Raw genomic sequence first — 15449 nt, 5'->3', positions numbered from 1 at the left:
AATCTAAATTTGGACCATGAACAAAATCAAGACAGCAACACTGCAGGGCAAGTGGACGGGCAACACCGAAACCAATAACCAATGGTACGTGGAACAGGCGCTTGCGCTCAAGGGCAAGGGAATCGACTTGGTCGTTCTCCCCGAAATGTTCCATACGCCGTATTTCCCGTTCGAGGAAAATGCCGACTTTTTTGACATGGCCATCGAAAAGGATAGCCCCATTGTCAAGCAGTGGCAAGGCATTGCCAAAGAGATTAACGCCGTTATCGTTTTCCCGTTCTTCGAAAAACGCGCACGCGGCATTTATCACAACAGCGCCTTCGTTTTTGAACGCGACGGAAGTATTGCCGGTCTTTACCGCAAGAGCCACATTCCCGACGATCCGGCCTTTTACGAGAAATACTACTTTATTCCGGGCGACACGGGTTTTGAACCGATCAAGACGAGCGCCGGTACGCTCGGCGTGCTGATTTGCTGGGACCAATGGTTCCCCGAAGCCGCTCGCATTATGAGCCTGAAGGGTGCCGACATTCTCATCTACCCCACTGCCATCGGTTGGATGAAGTCCGAACCGGCCGAAATCTATCCGCGCCAGCAGGACAGCTGGGTCACGGTGATGCGTGGACATGCGATTGCGAACCGCACCTTCGTGCTTTCGGCAAACCGCATCGGTACCGAAGGCGAACTCACCTTCTGGGGAACTTCTTTTGTGGCCGCACCCGATGGCTACTTGATCCACAAGTGCGATACCGATTTCTTGGGCGCAAGCATTGTCGAGATTGACCTCGCCGAAACCGAGGAAAATCGCCGCTGGTGGCCGCACTTTAGAGACCGCCGCGTAGACCTTTACGGGGACATTCTCAAGATTTGGTGCGACAAATAGACAAGAGATATTTTTATGGCAAAAGCAATTATTCGCTACCCCGCTGAATGGGAAGATCAAGCTGCCACATGGCTCGCTTTTCCGCACAATAAAAAGAACTGGTACGGCGAACGCGGAGAAATGATCCGCAAGTTCTATATCGATTTAATTCGCACGATTAGCGAATTCCAGCCCGTAAACGTACTGGTTCCTAAAAAGGATTTTCTGACGACGCCGGAAAAGATTGCCGTTGCCGACCGCCCCTTCCCAGCTAGTTTCTTTACCATTAAGACAGACGATATCTGGATTCGCGATTACGGTCCGTTCTTCTTGAAAAAGGGGAAAGAAACGATTGTTTCGGAAACGGTCTTTAACGCCTGGGGTGCAAAATTTCCGCCTTGGAAAAACGACAACCAGATTCCTGCACGCATTGCCGATATTTTCGAATACAAGAAGGGCACGAGTGTTCCCTACATTTTTGAAGGCGGAGCCATCGAAGTCAACGGTGACGGTCTTGGCATTACCACGCTGGATTGCCTGACGGGCAAGAACCGCAATGATGTGAAGAACATCAAGAATGTAGTCAAGGCCCTTTGCAAGGCGTTTGGCTTGCGCGACATGCTGGTGCTCCCCCACGGCTTGCACGGTGACCATACGGACGGCCATATCGACAACGTGGCCCGCTTTGTGGCCAAGGACCGCATCGTGATGTGCGAAGCGACCGATAAGCGCTCTCCGAACAATATTATTCTGACCGAAGCGAAGTACTTGATCGAAACCTGGCTCAAGAGCCATTACGGCAAGAAGGCCAAGGTCGACACGTTACCGCTTCCGCCGCAGCGCAAGCTTGACGATGGTCAGATTCTGCCTGCCAGCTACATGAATTTTATTTATGTGAATGGCGCGCTGATTTTCCCGAAATACAAGTCGCCGAACGACGCGAAGGCGAAGGCTTACTTTGAAAGCGTGTACCCGGACCGCAAGGTTATCGGGCTGGATTGCCGCACTGTGATTGAAGAAGGCGGCAGCCTGCATTGCATGAGCAAGCACGAAAGTCTTTAAGGCGAAGCCTAAAATACAGACTATAAGAAAAGCCCTCGAAATGAGGGCTTTTTCTTTTACATCGTTTCGTCTTCGAGCAATTGTTGCACGTGCTGAGCGAAGGCTTGGAGGCTCGGATCGCGGGCACCCATCAGAAGGATGGTATCACCGGGCTGGGCGACTTCAACCATCTTCTCGGCGCATTTGTCGCGGTCTTCGATGTAGATGGCTTCGCAGCCTTTGAGCAGGAGGTCATCGGCAAGGTCACCGGCGCTGATGTCGCGGGTGACGGTGCCGCCGGCGTAGTAAATCTGGCTGAAGAAGATGACGTCGTTGTCGCGGTCGTCGTCAAAGTCCTTCGGGCGAAGCGTCTTCGAGATGAATTCGACAAGGTCGTTACGCAGGAATCGCGTGGGGCCAAAGCCGTGAGGCTGGAACCAGGCGATGACGCGGCCTTCGGTAAAGTCCTGGGCACTCTTGATGCTGGCAGCAATTTTCGCCGGATTGTGGGCAAAGTCGTCCACGAGAGTCACGCCGTTGAAGGTTCCGAGAATCTGATGGCGGCGGAACACGCCCGGGAATGTCGCAAGGGCGTCGGCGCAGGTATGCAGCGTTACGCCTGCGCGGAGTGCGGCAGCCGTTGCGGCCAAGGCGTTTTCCATATTGTGCTTGCCCGGGAGCGGCACAACGAACTTCACGAGTTCTGCCTGGTGGCGCACACGGAACTGAATCGAGGTTCCGACAGACTTGAAGTCCGTGCCCTGTACGCCCACGTAATTTTCAAAGCCAAAGTCGAATTCACGGCCGGCACTGAACTTCTTGGCCAGCGGGTGCGCGTCGTTCACGATCAGAATCTTGCCGTTGTCCAAAATGTTGTGGCTGAACTTGAGGAAAATTTCCTGGAGTTCGCTCATTTCCTTGTGGTCCTTGTCCACATTCAGAATGAGGCCTATTTCGGGTTCGTAGCGCACGAGCGTTCCGTCGCTTTCGTCTGCTTCGACCACGAGCCATTCGCCCTTGCCCGAAACGGCATTACCGATTTTGCCTTCCTTCTGCAAATTCACGAGGCCAGCACCCGTCATTACGGAGGGCTGGAGGCCCGCGTATTGCAGAATGTGATAAATCATAGCGGTCACGGTGGACTTTCCGCTGGTGCCCGAAACGGCGATAGTCTTCGCTTCTTTAGAAATCTTAGCCAGCATTTCGCTGCGGTGCATCACCGGGATTCCGAGTTCCTTGGCACGCTTGAGGTCCGGATTCGTGTCTTCGATAGCGGTACTTACTACCACTGCATTCAGGCCTTCTACAACACCGGAGCCGTCCTGCGGAAAGCACTTGACGCCGCATTCTTCAAGCTGATTCATTACGAGGGGCTTTTCTGCCGCTCCAAACTGGCGGTCTGAACCGCTAATTGCTACACCCTTGCCAACAAGATACTGGGCAATGGCACTCATGCCTACGCCCGCAACACCGATAAAAAAGTAAGATTCCATGCTAGGAAAGTTAGAAAACAGAACTTAGAACTTAGAGCTTAGAGTATAAAGAAATAGGCTTTTTTTCGTAATTAGTCTGAGTTCTAAGTTCTTACTAACCACTGCCTACTGTCTACTGCCTACTTCCTACAAAAACTTGTTGCCTGAAACTGAACACCTTTTTATATTCATACCATGAACTTCTCGGATTCAAGATTCACGACGATTGCGCACCGCAATTTGTGGGGGCAGTGGACATTCGTGTTCGAAAAATCCAAGTTGTGCAGCCTGCGCTATACGGGCGAAGGCGTTCCAAGTTCGGTTCAAGCCTGCGCCTATGCCGAGCCGGATGTGGTTCAGACTTTATCGTCGACGGTGGCCCGCGCCTACCGCAAGGCCGTACAGCAATTGAATCTGTACCTGGCCGGAAAGCTTCAGGAATTTTCGCTCCCGCTCAAGGTGTACGGCACCGATTTCCAGATGAAAGTCTGGGATGCCATCACCCAGATTCCTTACGGAGAAACTCGCACCTACCAGCAGGTGGCCGAAGCGGTTGGAGAGCCCCGCGCCACACGTGCCGTGGGCGCCGCCCTCCGCGCGAACCCATTACAGATTATCCTTCCCTGCCATCGCGTGGTGGGCAAGGGCGGAAGCCTTGTCGGCTACGCCCTGGGGCTCGATCTCAAGCGAAGGCTCCTCGTTATCGAAGGCGCAATCCCGCAGGAACTGTTGCTAGAATAGGCATTCTCGCGTCTTTTCATAATTTGTAAAGAAAAACACCCCGGAGAACCGAGGTGCTTTTTAAACGATGTTAACCAAAGACTGGCAAACTCTTTTGGAGTTCTCATACTTCTTTGGTCTGTTTATTATGCCGAGCTTTGGTAACAGGTATTAAACTGTTATCAAAGCGAAGGAAGACCAAAGACTGACTAACCTTTTGGAGTTCTCAAACTTCTTTGGTCTGTTTATTTTGTGCTTTAGGTTTACGGGAATGCGGGCGGAGTCTAATGAATTTCTTACCGCTGTGGACCGGGAGCGTTTTTGCGCCCTCGCCAGCATGCGACACGCGGACCTCCCCTGCTAGTTCCGTCTGCCCAGTAAATAGGTTATGATTGATAGCCATACTTTGAATTTACTAAAAAAATTTTATCTGTCAACTATTCCAAATTAAACTACTTGGCGAGAACAACCTCATTGGGCTACATTCGTTTTTTTTTATATTGTTAGGGCAAAATTTTGGTTGCGCCCCTGGCGGACCGCAAAAAAGGAACATATATGAGAAACTCGCTCAAAATCGAAGGTCAGGTCAAGACTTACCTTAAAGAAGATGAACTCCCGAAGGCATGGTACAACGTCCGTGCCGACATGAAGAAGAAGCCCGCTCCTCTCCTGAACCCGGGTACCGGCAAGCCGGTGACCTTCGAAGACCTTCAGCCGGTTTTCTGCGACGAACTCATCAAGCAGGAACTCGATAACGATACTCCGTACATCGAAATTCCGGAAGACATCCGCACGTTCTACAAGATGTACCGTCCGTCTCCGCTCGTTCGCGCTTACTTCCTCGAACAGGCTCTCGGCACTCCGGCCCACATCTACTACAAGTTCGAAGGCAACAACACCTCGGGTTCTCACAAGCTCAATTCCGCCATCGCTCAGGCCTACTACGCCAAGAAGCAGGGCCTCAAGGGCGTGACGACTGAAACGGGTGCAGGCCAGTGGGGCACCGCCCTTTCGATGTCCAGTGCCTTCTTCGGACTGGACTGCCAGGTTTACATGGTGAAGGTTTCTTACGAACAGAAGCCGTTCCGCCGCGAAGTCATGCGCACCTACGGTGCAAGCGTCACCCCGTCGCCTTCCATGACCACCGAAATCGGTAAGAAGATCAACGCCGAATTCCCGGGCACCACGGGCAGCCTCGGCTGCGCCATTTCTGAAGCCGTGGAAGCCGCCGTGAAGCAGCCGGGTTACCGCTACGTTCTTGGTTCCGTGCTGAACCAGGTGCTCCTCCACCAGTCCGTGATCGGTCTCGAAACGAAGGCAGCTCTCGACAAGCTCGGCGTGAAGGCCGACCTCATCATCGGTTGCGCTGGCGGTGGTTCTAACCTCGGTGGTCTCGTGAGCCCGTTCATCGGTGAAAAGCTCCGTGGCGAAGCCGACTACGATATTCTCGCTGTGGAACCGGCAAGCTGCCCGAGCTTCACTCGCGGTAAGTACGCTTACGACTTCTGCGATACCGGTAAGGTTTGCCCGCTGGCCAAGATGTACACCCTCGGCTCCAGTTTCATCCCGTCTGCCAACCACGCCGGTGGTCTCCGCTACCACGGCATGAGCAGCATCCTCTCTGAACTCTACGATCAGGGCCTGATGCGTGCAACGTCTGTGGAACAGACCAAGGTGTTCGAAGCCGCCAAGCTCTTCGCCCAGACCGAAGGCATTCTCCCGGCTCCGGAATCCAGCCACGCTATCCGCGCAACGATTGACGAAGCCCTCAAGTGCAAGGAATCTGGCCAGGCCAAGAACATCGTGTTCGGCCTCACCGGTACGGGTTACTTCGACATGGTTGCCTACCAGAAGTTCAACGACGGCGAAATGAGCGACTACATCCCGACGGATGAAGACATCGCCAAGAGCCTCGCCCAGCTTCCGCAGGTAAACGGCTAATTCCGTTCGACAATCGTTTAAAAAGCCCCGGATTCAATCCGGGGCTTTTTGCTTATATCTTTAATCGTTCAGTCCTAGTTCTTGCTGCCAGTGACGCGGTAGCGGAATTCTCGCCCGTTCTTCTTGAAGCGAACGAACAGAGCCTGTTCCTTTTTGTCGTAATAGAGCTTCGGCTGATTCGATTCTACAGCCTGCAGGCGCGGCATACTACGGATTGCAATCGTACTGTCTTGCGCCGTCGAATCTGTTTTGACGGAATCAATCTTGGAAGAATCTTGTAGCGTGGAGTCCGTCTTCACGGTATCTTTTGAGGTCGTATCGGGCTCGGGTTCTTGAGCCTTCAAAAGTTCCAGCATTTTTTCGGCATAGCGTTCGCCAAACGTCTGGTAACCTTCGCGCGTAAAGTGCAGCGTATAGCTGGCTTCCTTAAGTGCCGGGCACCCCTGGGCAGAAATCAAGTGCCCGTTCGGGATAAGGTCTGCCGCCTGCTTTACAGCGTCGTTACGCCAACCGAGGTCACCCGTAGGAGCGAGTTCGCCAATCAGAATCGGAGTCTTTTCCGGGTCGAGTTCCAGTTCTTCAATGAACTGGTCATAAACCTTCTTGACGCGTTTCGGCCAGTCGTTCATCTGGTAATCCGCTTCTCCCTGATGGAAGAGAAACCCTTTGATGACTCCTTTCTGCTTTGCGATTTTTCCCATCTCGACAATACGCTTGTGCACATCGCCACCGTATTCATTCAGATACTGAATCCACCAAGTATCGTTTTTGTTCTTGGCATTCTGCACATAAGCTGCATTACGGTCCTTATCGAACAAGTCAATGCTCTGTCCGCCAATCGCCACATTCGCAACCGCCACCGTAATGCTATCTGGCAATTCCTTGATCATTTTGCGACCAAAGAAATCGACAATGCCGACCTTGGAACCGCTATGCCCCATCGGGGGTGCCGCCGGGTAAAACTCGCCCACGGTTTGCCCGGAATGGTTTCCTGCACGCAGTACCTGGAACCGCGGATTTGTTTGACGATCCGCATCGGTCACTGTTGCCTGCCCCGACATATTCGATTGTCCGTAGGCCAGGTAGATATGCAGATTAGGGTCTTGAGCCAAGGCGGCGACACAAAGCGCCGTCGTCAAAAACAGGGATTTTCCAAACATGTAAACCTCTTTTTTTTCCACACCAAACAAAACCAAGATAACAAATGCAAATGAAAAATGGAGTTTGCATTTGTACAAAAATGCATTTATTCGTTCTTTCTACGCCCCATTAGTTTATAGCTATAATTTTTCCCATGTTTTTTAAGGTGGATAAAAACCGCATGCTTCCTGACATCGTAGTACAATTTCGGTTTCACGAATTCCTTATGGTACATTTTTTCAAGGGAATCGGATACCGCTTGTTCCTCAAGGAGTTCAAGCATTTTTTCAGCGTAACGTTCACCTAGGATTTTGTACCCTTCGCGGGTATAATGCAATAGGAAGGTTTCATGCGTTACGGGGTCGGTTTCCTTTTGAACGGAGCAACCTTCAGCCGAAATCAAATGTCCGTTCGGAATCATTCCTGCCGCCATTTTTACGGTAATGTTCCGCCATCCAAAATCGCCTGTGGGTGCAAGTTCGCCAATCAAAATGGGCGTCTTTTTAGGGTCAAGATTCAAATCGTAAAGGAGGTCGTAATAAACCTTTTTTACTCTATGAGGCCAATCGGGCACGTTGTAATCCGCTTCGCCCTGGTGGAAAAGGAATCCCTTGATAACGCCTTTCTCTTTTGCAATTTTACCCACTTCGACAAGGCGCTTGTAAACGTCTCCCCCATATTCGTTCAAAAGCGGAATCCACCACCAAGTGGTTCCTTGACTTCTCATTTTCTCTAAATAGGCCGAACTGCGGTCTTTGTCGAACAAGTCAATACTTTGTCCGCCAATAGCGACATTTGCGACGGCTACGGTGATAGAATCCGGGAGTTCCTCGACCATCTTGCGGCCAAAGAAATCAGAAATACCAACCATAGATTGGCTGTTTCCCATAGGAGGCTTTGCCAAATAAAATTCGCCAACCTTCTGGTCCGAAAAATCAGCGGCACGAAGTACCAAAAAACGGGGATTTGTTTCAAAATCGGCATCGATGTAGGGTGCTACACCTTGCATATTGGATTGTCCATATGCGAGATAAATGTGCAGGTTTGGATCCTGCGCAAAGCTCGCCGCACTGAACAAAGCCAGTGCTATGAGGACAATTTTTAGCATTCGACGCTCCCCTTCTTATGCTAACCATTATTATAACAAAAAATGAACAAAGGGGAAAGACTCCCCCCTCGCTCACACTGCGTTGTTCGCTACCCTCCTCTCCTAGGGGGCACCCCTAAAACCCCGTTTAACGCAAGTTCACGCGGAGCATTTTATTAGATTCCTTGCCGCGAATAAGGTATGTGCCCGCGTTCAGGCCCGCCTTGCGCAAAGATTCTTGCAGCGAAATTTGACCTTGAGTTCCGTTTTTAACGACACCCAGGTGCTTGCCGTTCAAATTGAACACATCGAAAGCATTGTCCGCGAGATTCAGGCGCAGGCTTTGAGTATTGATTAATTTAGAAGGACCCGTTTCAGTCGAATCGTCGGCCACGGCATACCATACGGCCTTATCCAGGCTTGCGGTTGCGTCGGTTGGCGGAGTCGTAAGGTTTGCGCCGTAGTTTGCATTGTTAAGCATTCCGTTGTCGACCATGCCGTAGAAGATCCCCTTCGTGAGTTCCTTGTCGAAGTTGTTTTCGAGGTCGCCGCGGAGTTGAGCAGTTCCGCTCAACTTTTTGCCGTTTAATGCCCACATCACGCCATAGACTTGAGCATTGTCGGTCACGGTCGTATTCACGATAATCGAAAGCGCGCCGACCTTTGCCTTGCCGCTAATGCTCCCGCTTACAAGCCACGCGTCTTCTTCGAGCACGGCATCGTCGCCAATGGTACCTGCAGTCACGAGTGCGCGCCCGCGGACTACGGCATTCCCGCTAATGGTTCCACCGTCTACGACCGCGAAGTCTTCGATGCGGGCGTTTCCAGAAACGGTGCCACCGTTCACGACCGCATCGGGACCCACGTACACGGAGGCGTCTACTTTCGCCTTGCTACTCACGAGGCCGCCGCCGTTGCTGTGTTTCGTATATCCGCTTGAATTTGCGGGTTTCCAGAAGTCCTTATTGTAGCCTTCGGGAGCACCGTTTACCACCTCGATCATGTACGGGTAGCGGTAAACGCTGTAGTAGAACTGGTCCCACAAAATCGTCTGCATCTCGGTCGGAGTCGCCGTCACGGCAAGCCACAATGCCTTGTCGTTTGCCTTCGTCTCGATGTCGAGATTGAATCCGGTCCCGTGCTTCATCTCGCTGTAACGGGGCGTTCCGTCCGCGCCCTCCGCGACTAGCCCGACCGTCCAGCCCGAGGCCGGGTCCGGCAGCTTGTCGGGCGCGTAATTGCACCATTTGTACGTTTTGCCCTTGTAGTAGTCCGTATTATCGCCAAAGCAAGTGTAGCCATTCACGGCCGGCTTGTCCTGCGCGATTCCGCGGAATTTGACCGTTACCTTTCCTGCAGAATCCGGATAGATTCGCACTAGGTTGTAGCCCCAGCGCTGTGGCGCCCAATAACTCGGCGAAATGTAGCGGTCCGCGCACTCCTCGCCCGCCACGCATTCCATCTTGTTCAACATGGTCACGCGCGTGTGCCTGCGGTAATTGTCGCCCCAACTGGCGTCACGACGCGTCTTGAATTCATAGTCGCCATAGGATTTTTTATACAAAGCCTTCTTTGCGGGTGCATACTCGAGCGTCGCGTTCTTCATCGCGAACTTGCCGAACTGCTGGTTCAAGCTATCGAGCGTCCAACCGTAAACCATCATCATCGCACTAAACGGCGTCTGCTCCATGCGGCCGTCTTCGCCATCGCGGATCGATTCCATCCAAATACGGTTCACCTCGTGGGCACCCTTGTGACCGCCGCCGAATTCTTCCTTGAGGTGTTCCAGGAACTGCCAGTTGCAGTAGCGGTCACGCGTAGAACCGTAATACAGGTACGGATAATTAATCAGGTATTCCGAGCAATGGGCGTCATTCGGATTGTACTGGTGCGCCATCCAGTTCGCATGGCTTTCGGCAAACCAGCCCGAATGGCTATTGTTACCCATCCAGCCCGCAACCCCTTGCAGGCCATGTGCGAACTCATGCGACGTGCCCCAGTAATCCTTCAGCGAGCCCACGCCAATCCACATTCCGGGGCCGAATTCATTGTTCAAGCCTTTCACGTAGTCCTGCCCGCCGTAGAGCGCCGCCATCACGGAATTGTCGAACACATAAATGTTGCTCTTGAGTTTTTTATCGGGGCTTTTCGGGAACGGAAGCATCCAGCCGAGCGAATCGATATAGAAAGAATAAACTTTTTCGAGCGACGTGAGCACGCCCTGCGCATCCGCATTCGGAATCGAGACGTTGTTCGCTTGGCCATCGTCAGTCGTAGGCTTCTTGCAGACCTCAAAATGATCCGATTCGGCAATCAGCGTAAAGCCGTTACTGGTGCACTGGTTTACCCATTCAATGGCGGCGTTCGCGCTTACGGCACCTGCGCAAAATACCGCCATGGCAAAATTTATACCATGATTGATTTTCATACATTTTTCCCAAACAACACACCCACATGGGCGATATAAATAAATATAAGCTCGTTTAACTAAAACGAGCCTTTGTATATGAAATTAAACATTATGTCGGTGAACAAGGTTCAACGCCAGAATTACTTCTTTTCGGGTTCTTTTGCCTTTTGGTCTTTGGCAGTCGAATCCTTGGTTTTCTGGTCTTTTGCCTTCGGATCTTCGACTTTCTTGTTCTTTTCGGGGCGGCCAATATTCTTGTAGTTCGGCGTAATGCTTATGCAGGCCGGAACCTTGGGAGGTTGCCTGTAAAGTGCCAATTCCTTGGTAAAAACGCCCTTTGCTTCGGAATACACGCTCCATTTGGTGCCTGCAGGGCAATTCTCGATAGGCACTCTCGAAATGGCGGTATAGCGCGCACCAGTCACTTTGTATTCAAAGTAGTCCGAAGACGAGGTGTCCGGCAATTGCAAGGCCTTTGGCCCTCCAACAGTCTTGGTCCTGCCAAAATAGGCCTTTTGTGCCTTGATATAGTCTAGGGTATGCTGTTCCAAGTCTTCGACAGCGGAATCGACAGAAGCAAGCTTTGCAGATTCCTGGCAACTACGAATCCCTGCGAAACCGCCCACCAAAACGACAATCACGGCGGCAGGAATCGCAAGCTTTTTGAGCGGGATTTCACCGATTTTGGTCAAAATTTCACGGAAAGACGTCTCTTCGCCTTCTTCTTCGGTACCATCAGATTCCCATTTAAGGAGCTTGATGGCCACAAGAACATGCACCAACAGCCTAGGCAAAGCGAGTCCCACCAATGCGATGGCGAGCAACACGATTGCAATAAACAAGAAAACGGCCAGGGCAGATTCCGCCGAAGGAAGCAATTCCTGAACATCTTGAAGCATTTTGAACAGTTGGCGGTCTTCGGCAAAATTCTGGAGCGCCATTCGGCCAGTAAAGCTGTCATAGCGAGTAAGGCCGAGCTGAACGCCTTCGGACGCCATTTCCAGCACCGCAGAAAGCATTCGTTCCAAGAACAGGAAAACCATACCCACCAGGGCAATCAGTGATGAAATCACTCGTGCTGTACGAATCGGGGTTAAACCAGTGTTTTTCTGTTCAAAATTCATAAGCGATTTATGATGTGTGATGTGAGATGTGTGATGTTAAATTACAAAATTATCCATTACTCATTCCACATTTCACATTTGTTCGCATTATTTTACACCAGCAAGTTCCTTGGCGAGCTTTTTCGCGGTAGTAAAGTCGGCCTTGCCCGTACCGAGCTTAGGCACTTTTTCGACCTGGAATGCAAGCGAAGGCAACATAATCGGCGGGAAGTTGCTTGCGCGCAGTTCCGAAAGCACGTCCTTCGGGTCTTTTTCGCCCTGGTAAAGGAGCACAATCTTTTCGCCCTTTGCCGAGTCCGGAATCGTTGTCACGAGGTAATCGCAGCCTTCCAAGACCGGTGTATCCTGAATCTTCTTTTCGACGGCACCGAGGCTTACCATTTCGCCACCGAGCTTTGCAAATCGGCTGTAGCGGTCCACAATCGTTAAGAATCCGTCTTCGTCGAGGTAGCCCTTGTCGCCAGTGCGGTAGTAACGGATACCGTTAATCTTCACGATGACGCTGTCGGTACGTTCCTGGTCCTTCAAGTAACCCTGCATCACCTGGCAGCCACCGATCAAAATCATGCCCGCCTCGCCTGTCGGGAGCGGAATGTTCGTATCGGGGTCAACAATCAGGAATTGGGTTCCAGGCAGGGCCGGTCCCACCGTACCAGGCTTGTTGTTCACTTGGAGCGTCATATAGTCGTTACGAAGCGTATTTTCAGTATTTACCGAGGCCACCGGAGCCGTTTCGGTACAGCCGTAGCCTTCGTAGATTTCCTTACCGAACTTGAGGCGGAATGCGGTTGCAAGTTCGGGGCGCAAGGCTTCAGCACCGGCAATAATCACGCGCACGTACTTGAACACGAGCGGATGCACATAGCGGCTTACGGTGAATGCTCGCAAGAAGGTCGGGGTCGCCACCATGCAGGTCACATGGAATTCGGCACACACGCGGGCCATCGTCTTCACGTCCGTCGGGTCTGCCACGGCTACAATCGGGCAACCTTCGGTCAGGTTCAAAAGTGTCGTGACTGTCAAACCAAAGCTATGGAACAGCGGAAGTTCCGAAAGCATCACGTCGCCACGGCTCACATTCAAAATACAAGCGAGCTGCTGGATATTACCCATCAGGTTGCGGTGGCTCAGCAATACCCCCTTCGGCGTACCTTCGGAACCCGAACTGAACACGATTACGGCGGTATCGTCGATGCTTGTGCGCTTGCAGAAAATACAGCGGATAAGCCAAGAGGGCAATATAATGCAGGTCACCAGGAGGGCAGCAATCTTTGCCTTCGGGATTTCTTTCATCAGGTCTTCAGCGTAAAGAATACGGACCTTGTCCGAGGCAACTTTAGAATAGTCGTTTCCGCGACCCTTGAGCTTCTGGATAAACTGCTTACTCGAAATAACGGTCTTGACATCAGCCTTTTCGCAGCAATACTTCACGTTATCTACAGACGAAGTGTAATTCAGGTTCACGTTCGTCTTGCCCATGACCCAGAGCACCAGGTTCACAATCACGCCGGCAGGGCTCGGCGGAAGCATAATGCCGATGTTCTGTTCGTCCTTGTCCAGCTTATGCTTCAATAGCCCGCGGAATGCCATCACGGCACCCATCAACTTGTAACCCGAGAAGTGGCCGCCATCGGTATTATAGATTGCCGGACCATGCTTCACATAGCGCTTGCAGGTGCGAATCCAAGAGGCCGCAATCGGGCGCACGAACTTGACCGCATATTTCCAGGCATCAATCGAGATTTGACGGACAATGGCACGAATTTCGTTAGGCGGCGTATTGGCGGGAATCGCCTTGCCAAAGGCAACTGTTACCGCACGTTCAGCAGAGGCTCCATACATATCGGAGCCACTGTAACTATAGTTTGACCCCCACAGGCCCTGAATATAGAACGGGATAATCATGGCGTGGGTATCGTCTACGGCCGACGAATAGTCGATAGTGAACGGTTCCACATGCGGGGACTTGGACACTTCGCCCGTCGGGAAAATCACCACGGCCTTGCCCGCCAAGAGGGCTTCGTGGATTTTGTCCATTGCCTCTTTGGGATTATTGTTGTCAATACGGATCATGCCCAAGCGCTTCAACACGGCACGCAAATACCATCTTTCAAAGTGGTCCTTGTTGCTTGCAATGCAAAGAGCTCGCGGAGATGCCATCTGGAGCATGGCCCAGTCAATAAAGCTGTGATGGTTGCCTACCAAAAGCACCGGACCTTCGTTCGGAATGTTCTGCACGCCCAAAACGCGGATTTTGTAGCGGTTGAACACGAGCTTCAGCATCGAACGGAGCAATGCCTGCGGCAAGTTCGAAATCGTCCATACGAACACGAGCATCGAAATAATGGCGATACCAAGGAAGTAACGCTGCGGTTCGATATCGGTGTAACGCACGAAAGCCGAGAATAGGAACAGGAATACAATCAGCACGATTGCCTGGATCATGTTCGCTAGCGCAAGCACCGAGCCCGAGTTGTTTGGGCGCGTATTATATTGCAACAGGGCATTCACCGGCACCAGGAACAGGCCTCCGAACACACCAGTCAATGAATAAAGCACCACAAGAGCCACCGGGTGCACAAAGAACGGCACCAGGAACATGCACACGGACACGCCAATCATGCCCATCGGGATAAAGCCCGTTTCAATAAAGTCGCGGGATTTGGTGGCGGCAATAATGGAGCCCACCATCAAACCGGCAATTGCAAATGCCAGGTAATTCTGGATCGTATCGATATCGTTGGAACCCGAAACGTCCTGATACATGAGCACGAACACCTGGGCCAAGGCCCAGAACATCGAAAGTGCGATAATCGAGGCACGGAGTGTCGGCACGCGCCAACCCAAGCTCAAGTGCTTCTTGACGTTTTCGATATTCACGTTCGGGTTTTCGTACTTGACCTTGGGCACCAAGAAACTGGCCACCGTACCGAGGACGGCTACACTGGCCAAAATCCAGGGAATTACAATGGACTTGCTGGTAATGAAATTCACGGCCGCATAAGAATGCAGCGACTCCAGGTTAATCAGGTTCACGCCCACCACGGCAAGCCAAGAGGCGCAAATGATGCCTCCCAGACCAAAAATCTGCAAAAAAGCATTCGCAAAACTCAGGTTGCGAACGCCGAACATTTCCTTTAGAATACCGTATTTGGCGGCACTATGCACCGCAAAACCACAGCTCAGGCCAATAGACAGCCAGAACGCCACGCGCGGGCAATTGCAAGAAACGAGTATCGCCTGCGCAATCACGAATACCGTCATGAATAGCGCCGACCAGGCAAGCACCTTGTTCTTCGAGAACTTATTGGTGAAAAAGCCCGCAAAGAAAACCATCAAGATGTACGGAGCGAGGAAGAAAATTTGCAGCATGAACGCTTGCCATGTCTGCCCCGATTCTACGTTGGTGAAAGACCCGGACAAAATCTTCTGGGCGTAAATGAACACACCCATCTGAACAAAGGTCATCGCAAGGATGGACAAAAAATATCGGATCGCACCCTTAGTTTTCCACATATTATGCCTTCTGAAAAATTAAACCTTATAAAAAGGATGAATAAAACTTCCAAAGTGAAATTTAAAAAAATCCCTAGTTTATTACACTAGGGAATATCCGAAATAATCTATTTGCAAGTTAGCTATGTAACCAATA

At 51.6% G+C, this 15449-nt stretch carries 10 protein-coding genes; 4 read left to right on the top strand and 6 right to left on the bottom strand.

Features of this window, described 5'->3' with window-relative positions; all coding sequences use genetic code 11:
* Positions 1-16 precede the first annotated feature (16 nt).
* Together B7989_RS09960 and B7989_RS09955 are read left to right on the top strand one after the other, a co-directional pair.
* Entirely contained in the window at positions 17-883 is an 867-nt protein-coding gene (locus B7989_RS09960; protein ID WP_088628349.1) for a carbon-nitrogen hydrolase, read from the top strand.
* A 15-nt stretch (positions 884-898) separates the two neighbouring features.
* Positions 899-1924: an agmatine deiminase family protein gene (locus B7989_RS09955; RefSeq protein WP_088628348.1), complete on the top strand. Its 1026-nt coding sequence runs from the start codon at positions 899-901 to the stop codon at positions 1922-1924.
* A 56-nt stretch (positions 1925-1980) separates the two neighbouring features.
* Here the strand turns inward: B7989_RS09955 and murC are convergent, their stop codons facing one another.
* A complete protein-coding gene (gene murC / locus B7989_RS09950) occupies positions 1981-3396 on the bottom strand; it encodes a UDP-N-acetylmuramate--L-alanine ligase (RefSeq protein ID WP_088628347.1) in 1416 nt (471 codons plus the stop codon).
* A gap of 174 nt (positions 3397-3570) precedes the next feature.
* Between murC and B7989_RS09945 the strand changes: the two genes are divergently transcribed.
* Positions 3571-4116, top strand: coding sequence for a methylated-DNA--[protein]-cysteine S-methyltransferase (locus B7989_RS09945; RefSeq protein WP_088628346.1), 546 nt, complete (start codon positions 3571-3573; stop codon positions 4114-4116).
* A gap of 534 nt (positions 4117-4650) precedes the next feature.
* Positions 4651-6036: a TrpB-like pyridoxal phosphate-dependent enzyme gene (locus tag B7989_RS09940; protein WP_088628345.1), complete on the top strand. Its 1386-nt coding sequence runs from the start codon at positions 4651-4653 to the stop codon at positions 6034-6036.
* A gap of 74 nt (positions 6037-6110) precedes the next feature.
* On the opposite strand, the gene B7989_RS09935 is transcribed toward B7989_RS09940, so the two are convergent.
* The 5 genes from B7989_RS09935 to B7989_RS09915 all read right to left on the bottom strand — a co-directional run bounded on the left by B7989_RS09935 (position 6111) and on the right by B7989_RS09915 (position 15313).
* Entirely contained in the window at positions 6111-7196 is a 1086-nt protein-coding gene (locus B7989_RS09935) for a sialate O-acetylesterase (RefSeq protein ID WP_088628442.1), read from the bottom strand.
* Positions 7197-7282: 86 nt separating this feature from the next.
* Complete coding sequence (locus B7989_RS09930; RefSeq protein ID WP_088628344.1) at positions 7283-8284, bottom strand: sialate O-acetylesterase; 1002 nt, start codon at positions 8282-8284, stop codon at positions 7283-7285.
* 127 nt (positions 8285-8411) lie between these two features.
* Positions 8412-10661 (bottom strand): DUF6055 domain-containing protein, encoded by a 2250-nt coding sequence (locus tag B7989_RS09925; RefSeq protein ID WP_088628441.1) that lies wholly within the window; start codon positions 10659-10661, stop codon positions 8412-8414.
* Positions 10662-10813: 152 nt separating this feature from the next.
* A complete protein-coding gene (locus tag B7989_RS09920) occupies positions 10814-11797 on the bottom strand; it encodes a hypothetical protein (RefSeq protein WP_144265017.1) in 984 nt (327 codons plus the stop codon).
* A gap of 87 nt (positions 11798-11884) precedes the next feature.
* Positions 11885-15313 carry an MFS transporter gene (locus tag B7989_RS09915; protein ID WP_088628342.1) on the bottom strand — a complete coding sequence of 1143 codons (3429 nt, stop codon included), beginning with the start codon at positions 15311-15313 and terminating at the stop codon, positions 11885-11887.
* Positions 15314-15449 lie beyond the last annotated feature (136 nt).

The sequence above is a fragment of the Fibrobacter sp. UWB5 genome (assembly GCF_002210295.1).
GTDB lineage: Bacteria > Fibrobacterota > Fibrobacteria > Fibrobacterales > Fibrobacteraceae > Fibrobacter.
This window is presented reverse-complemented; position numbering and strand designations above follow the sequence as displayed.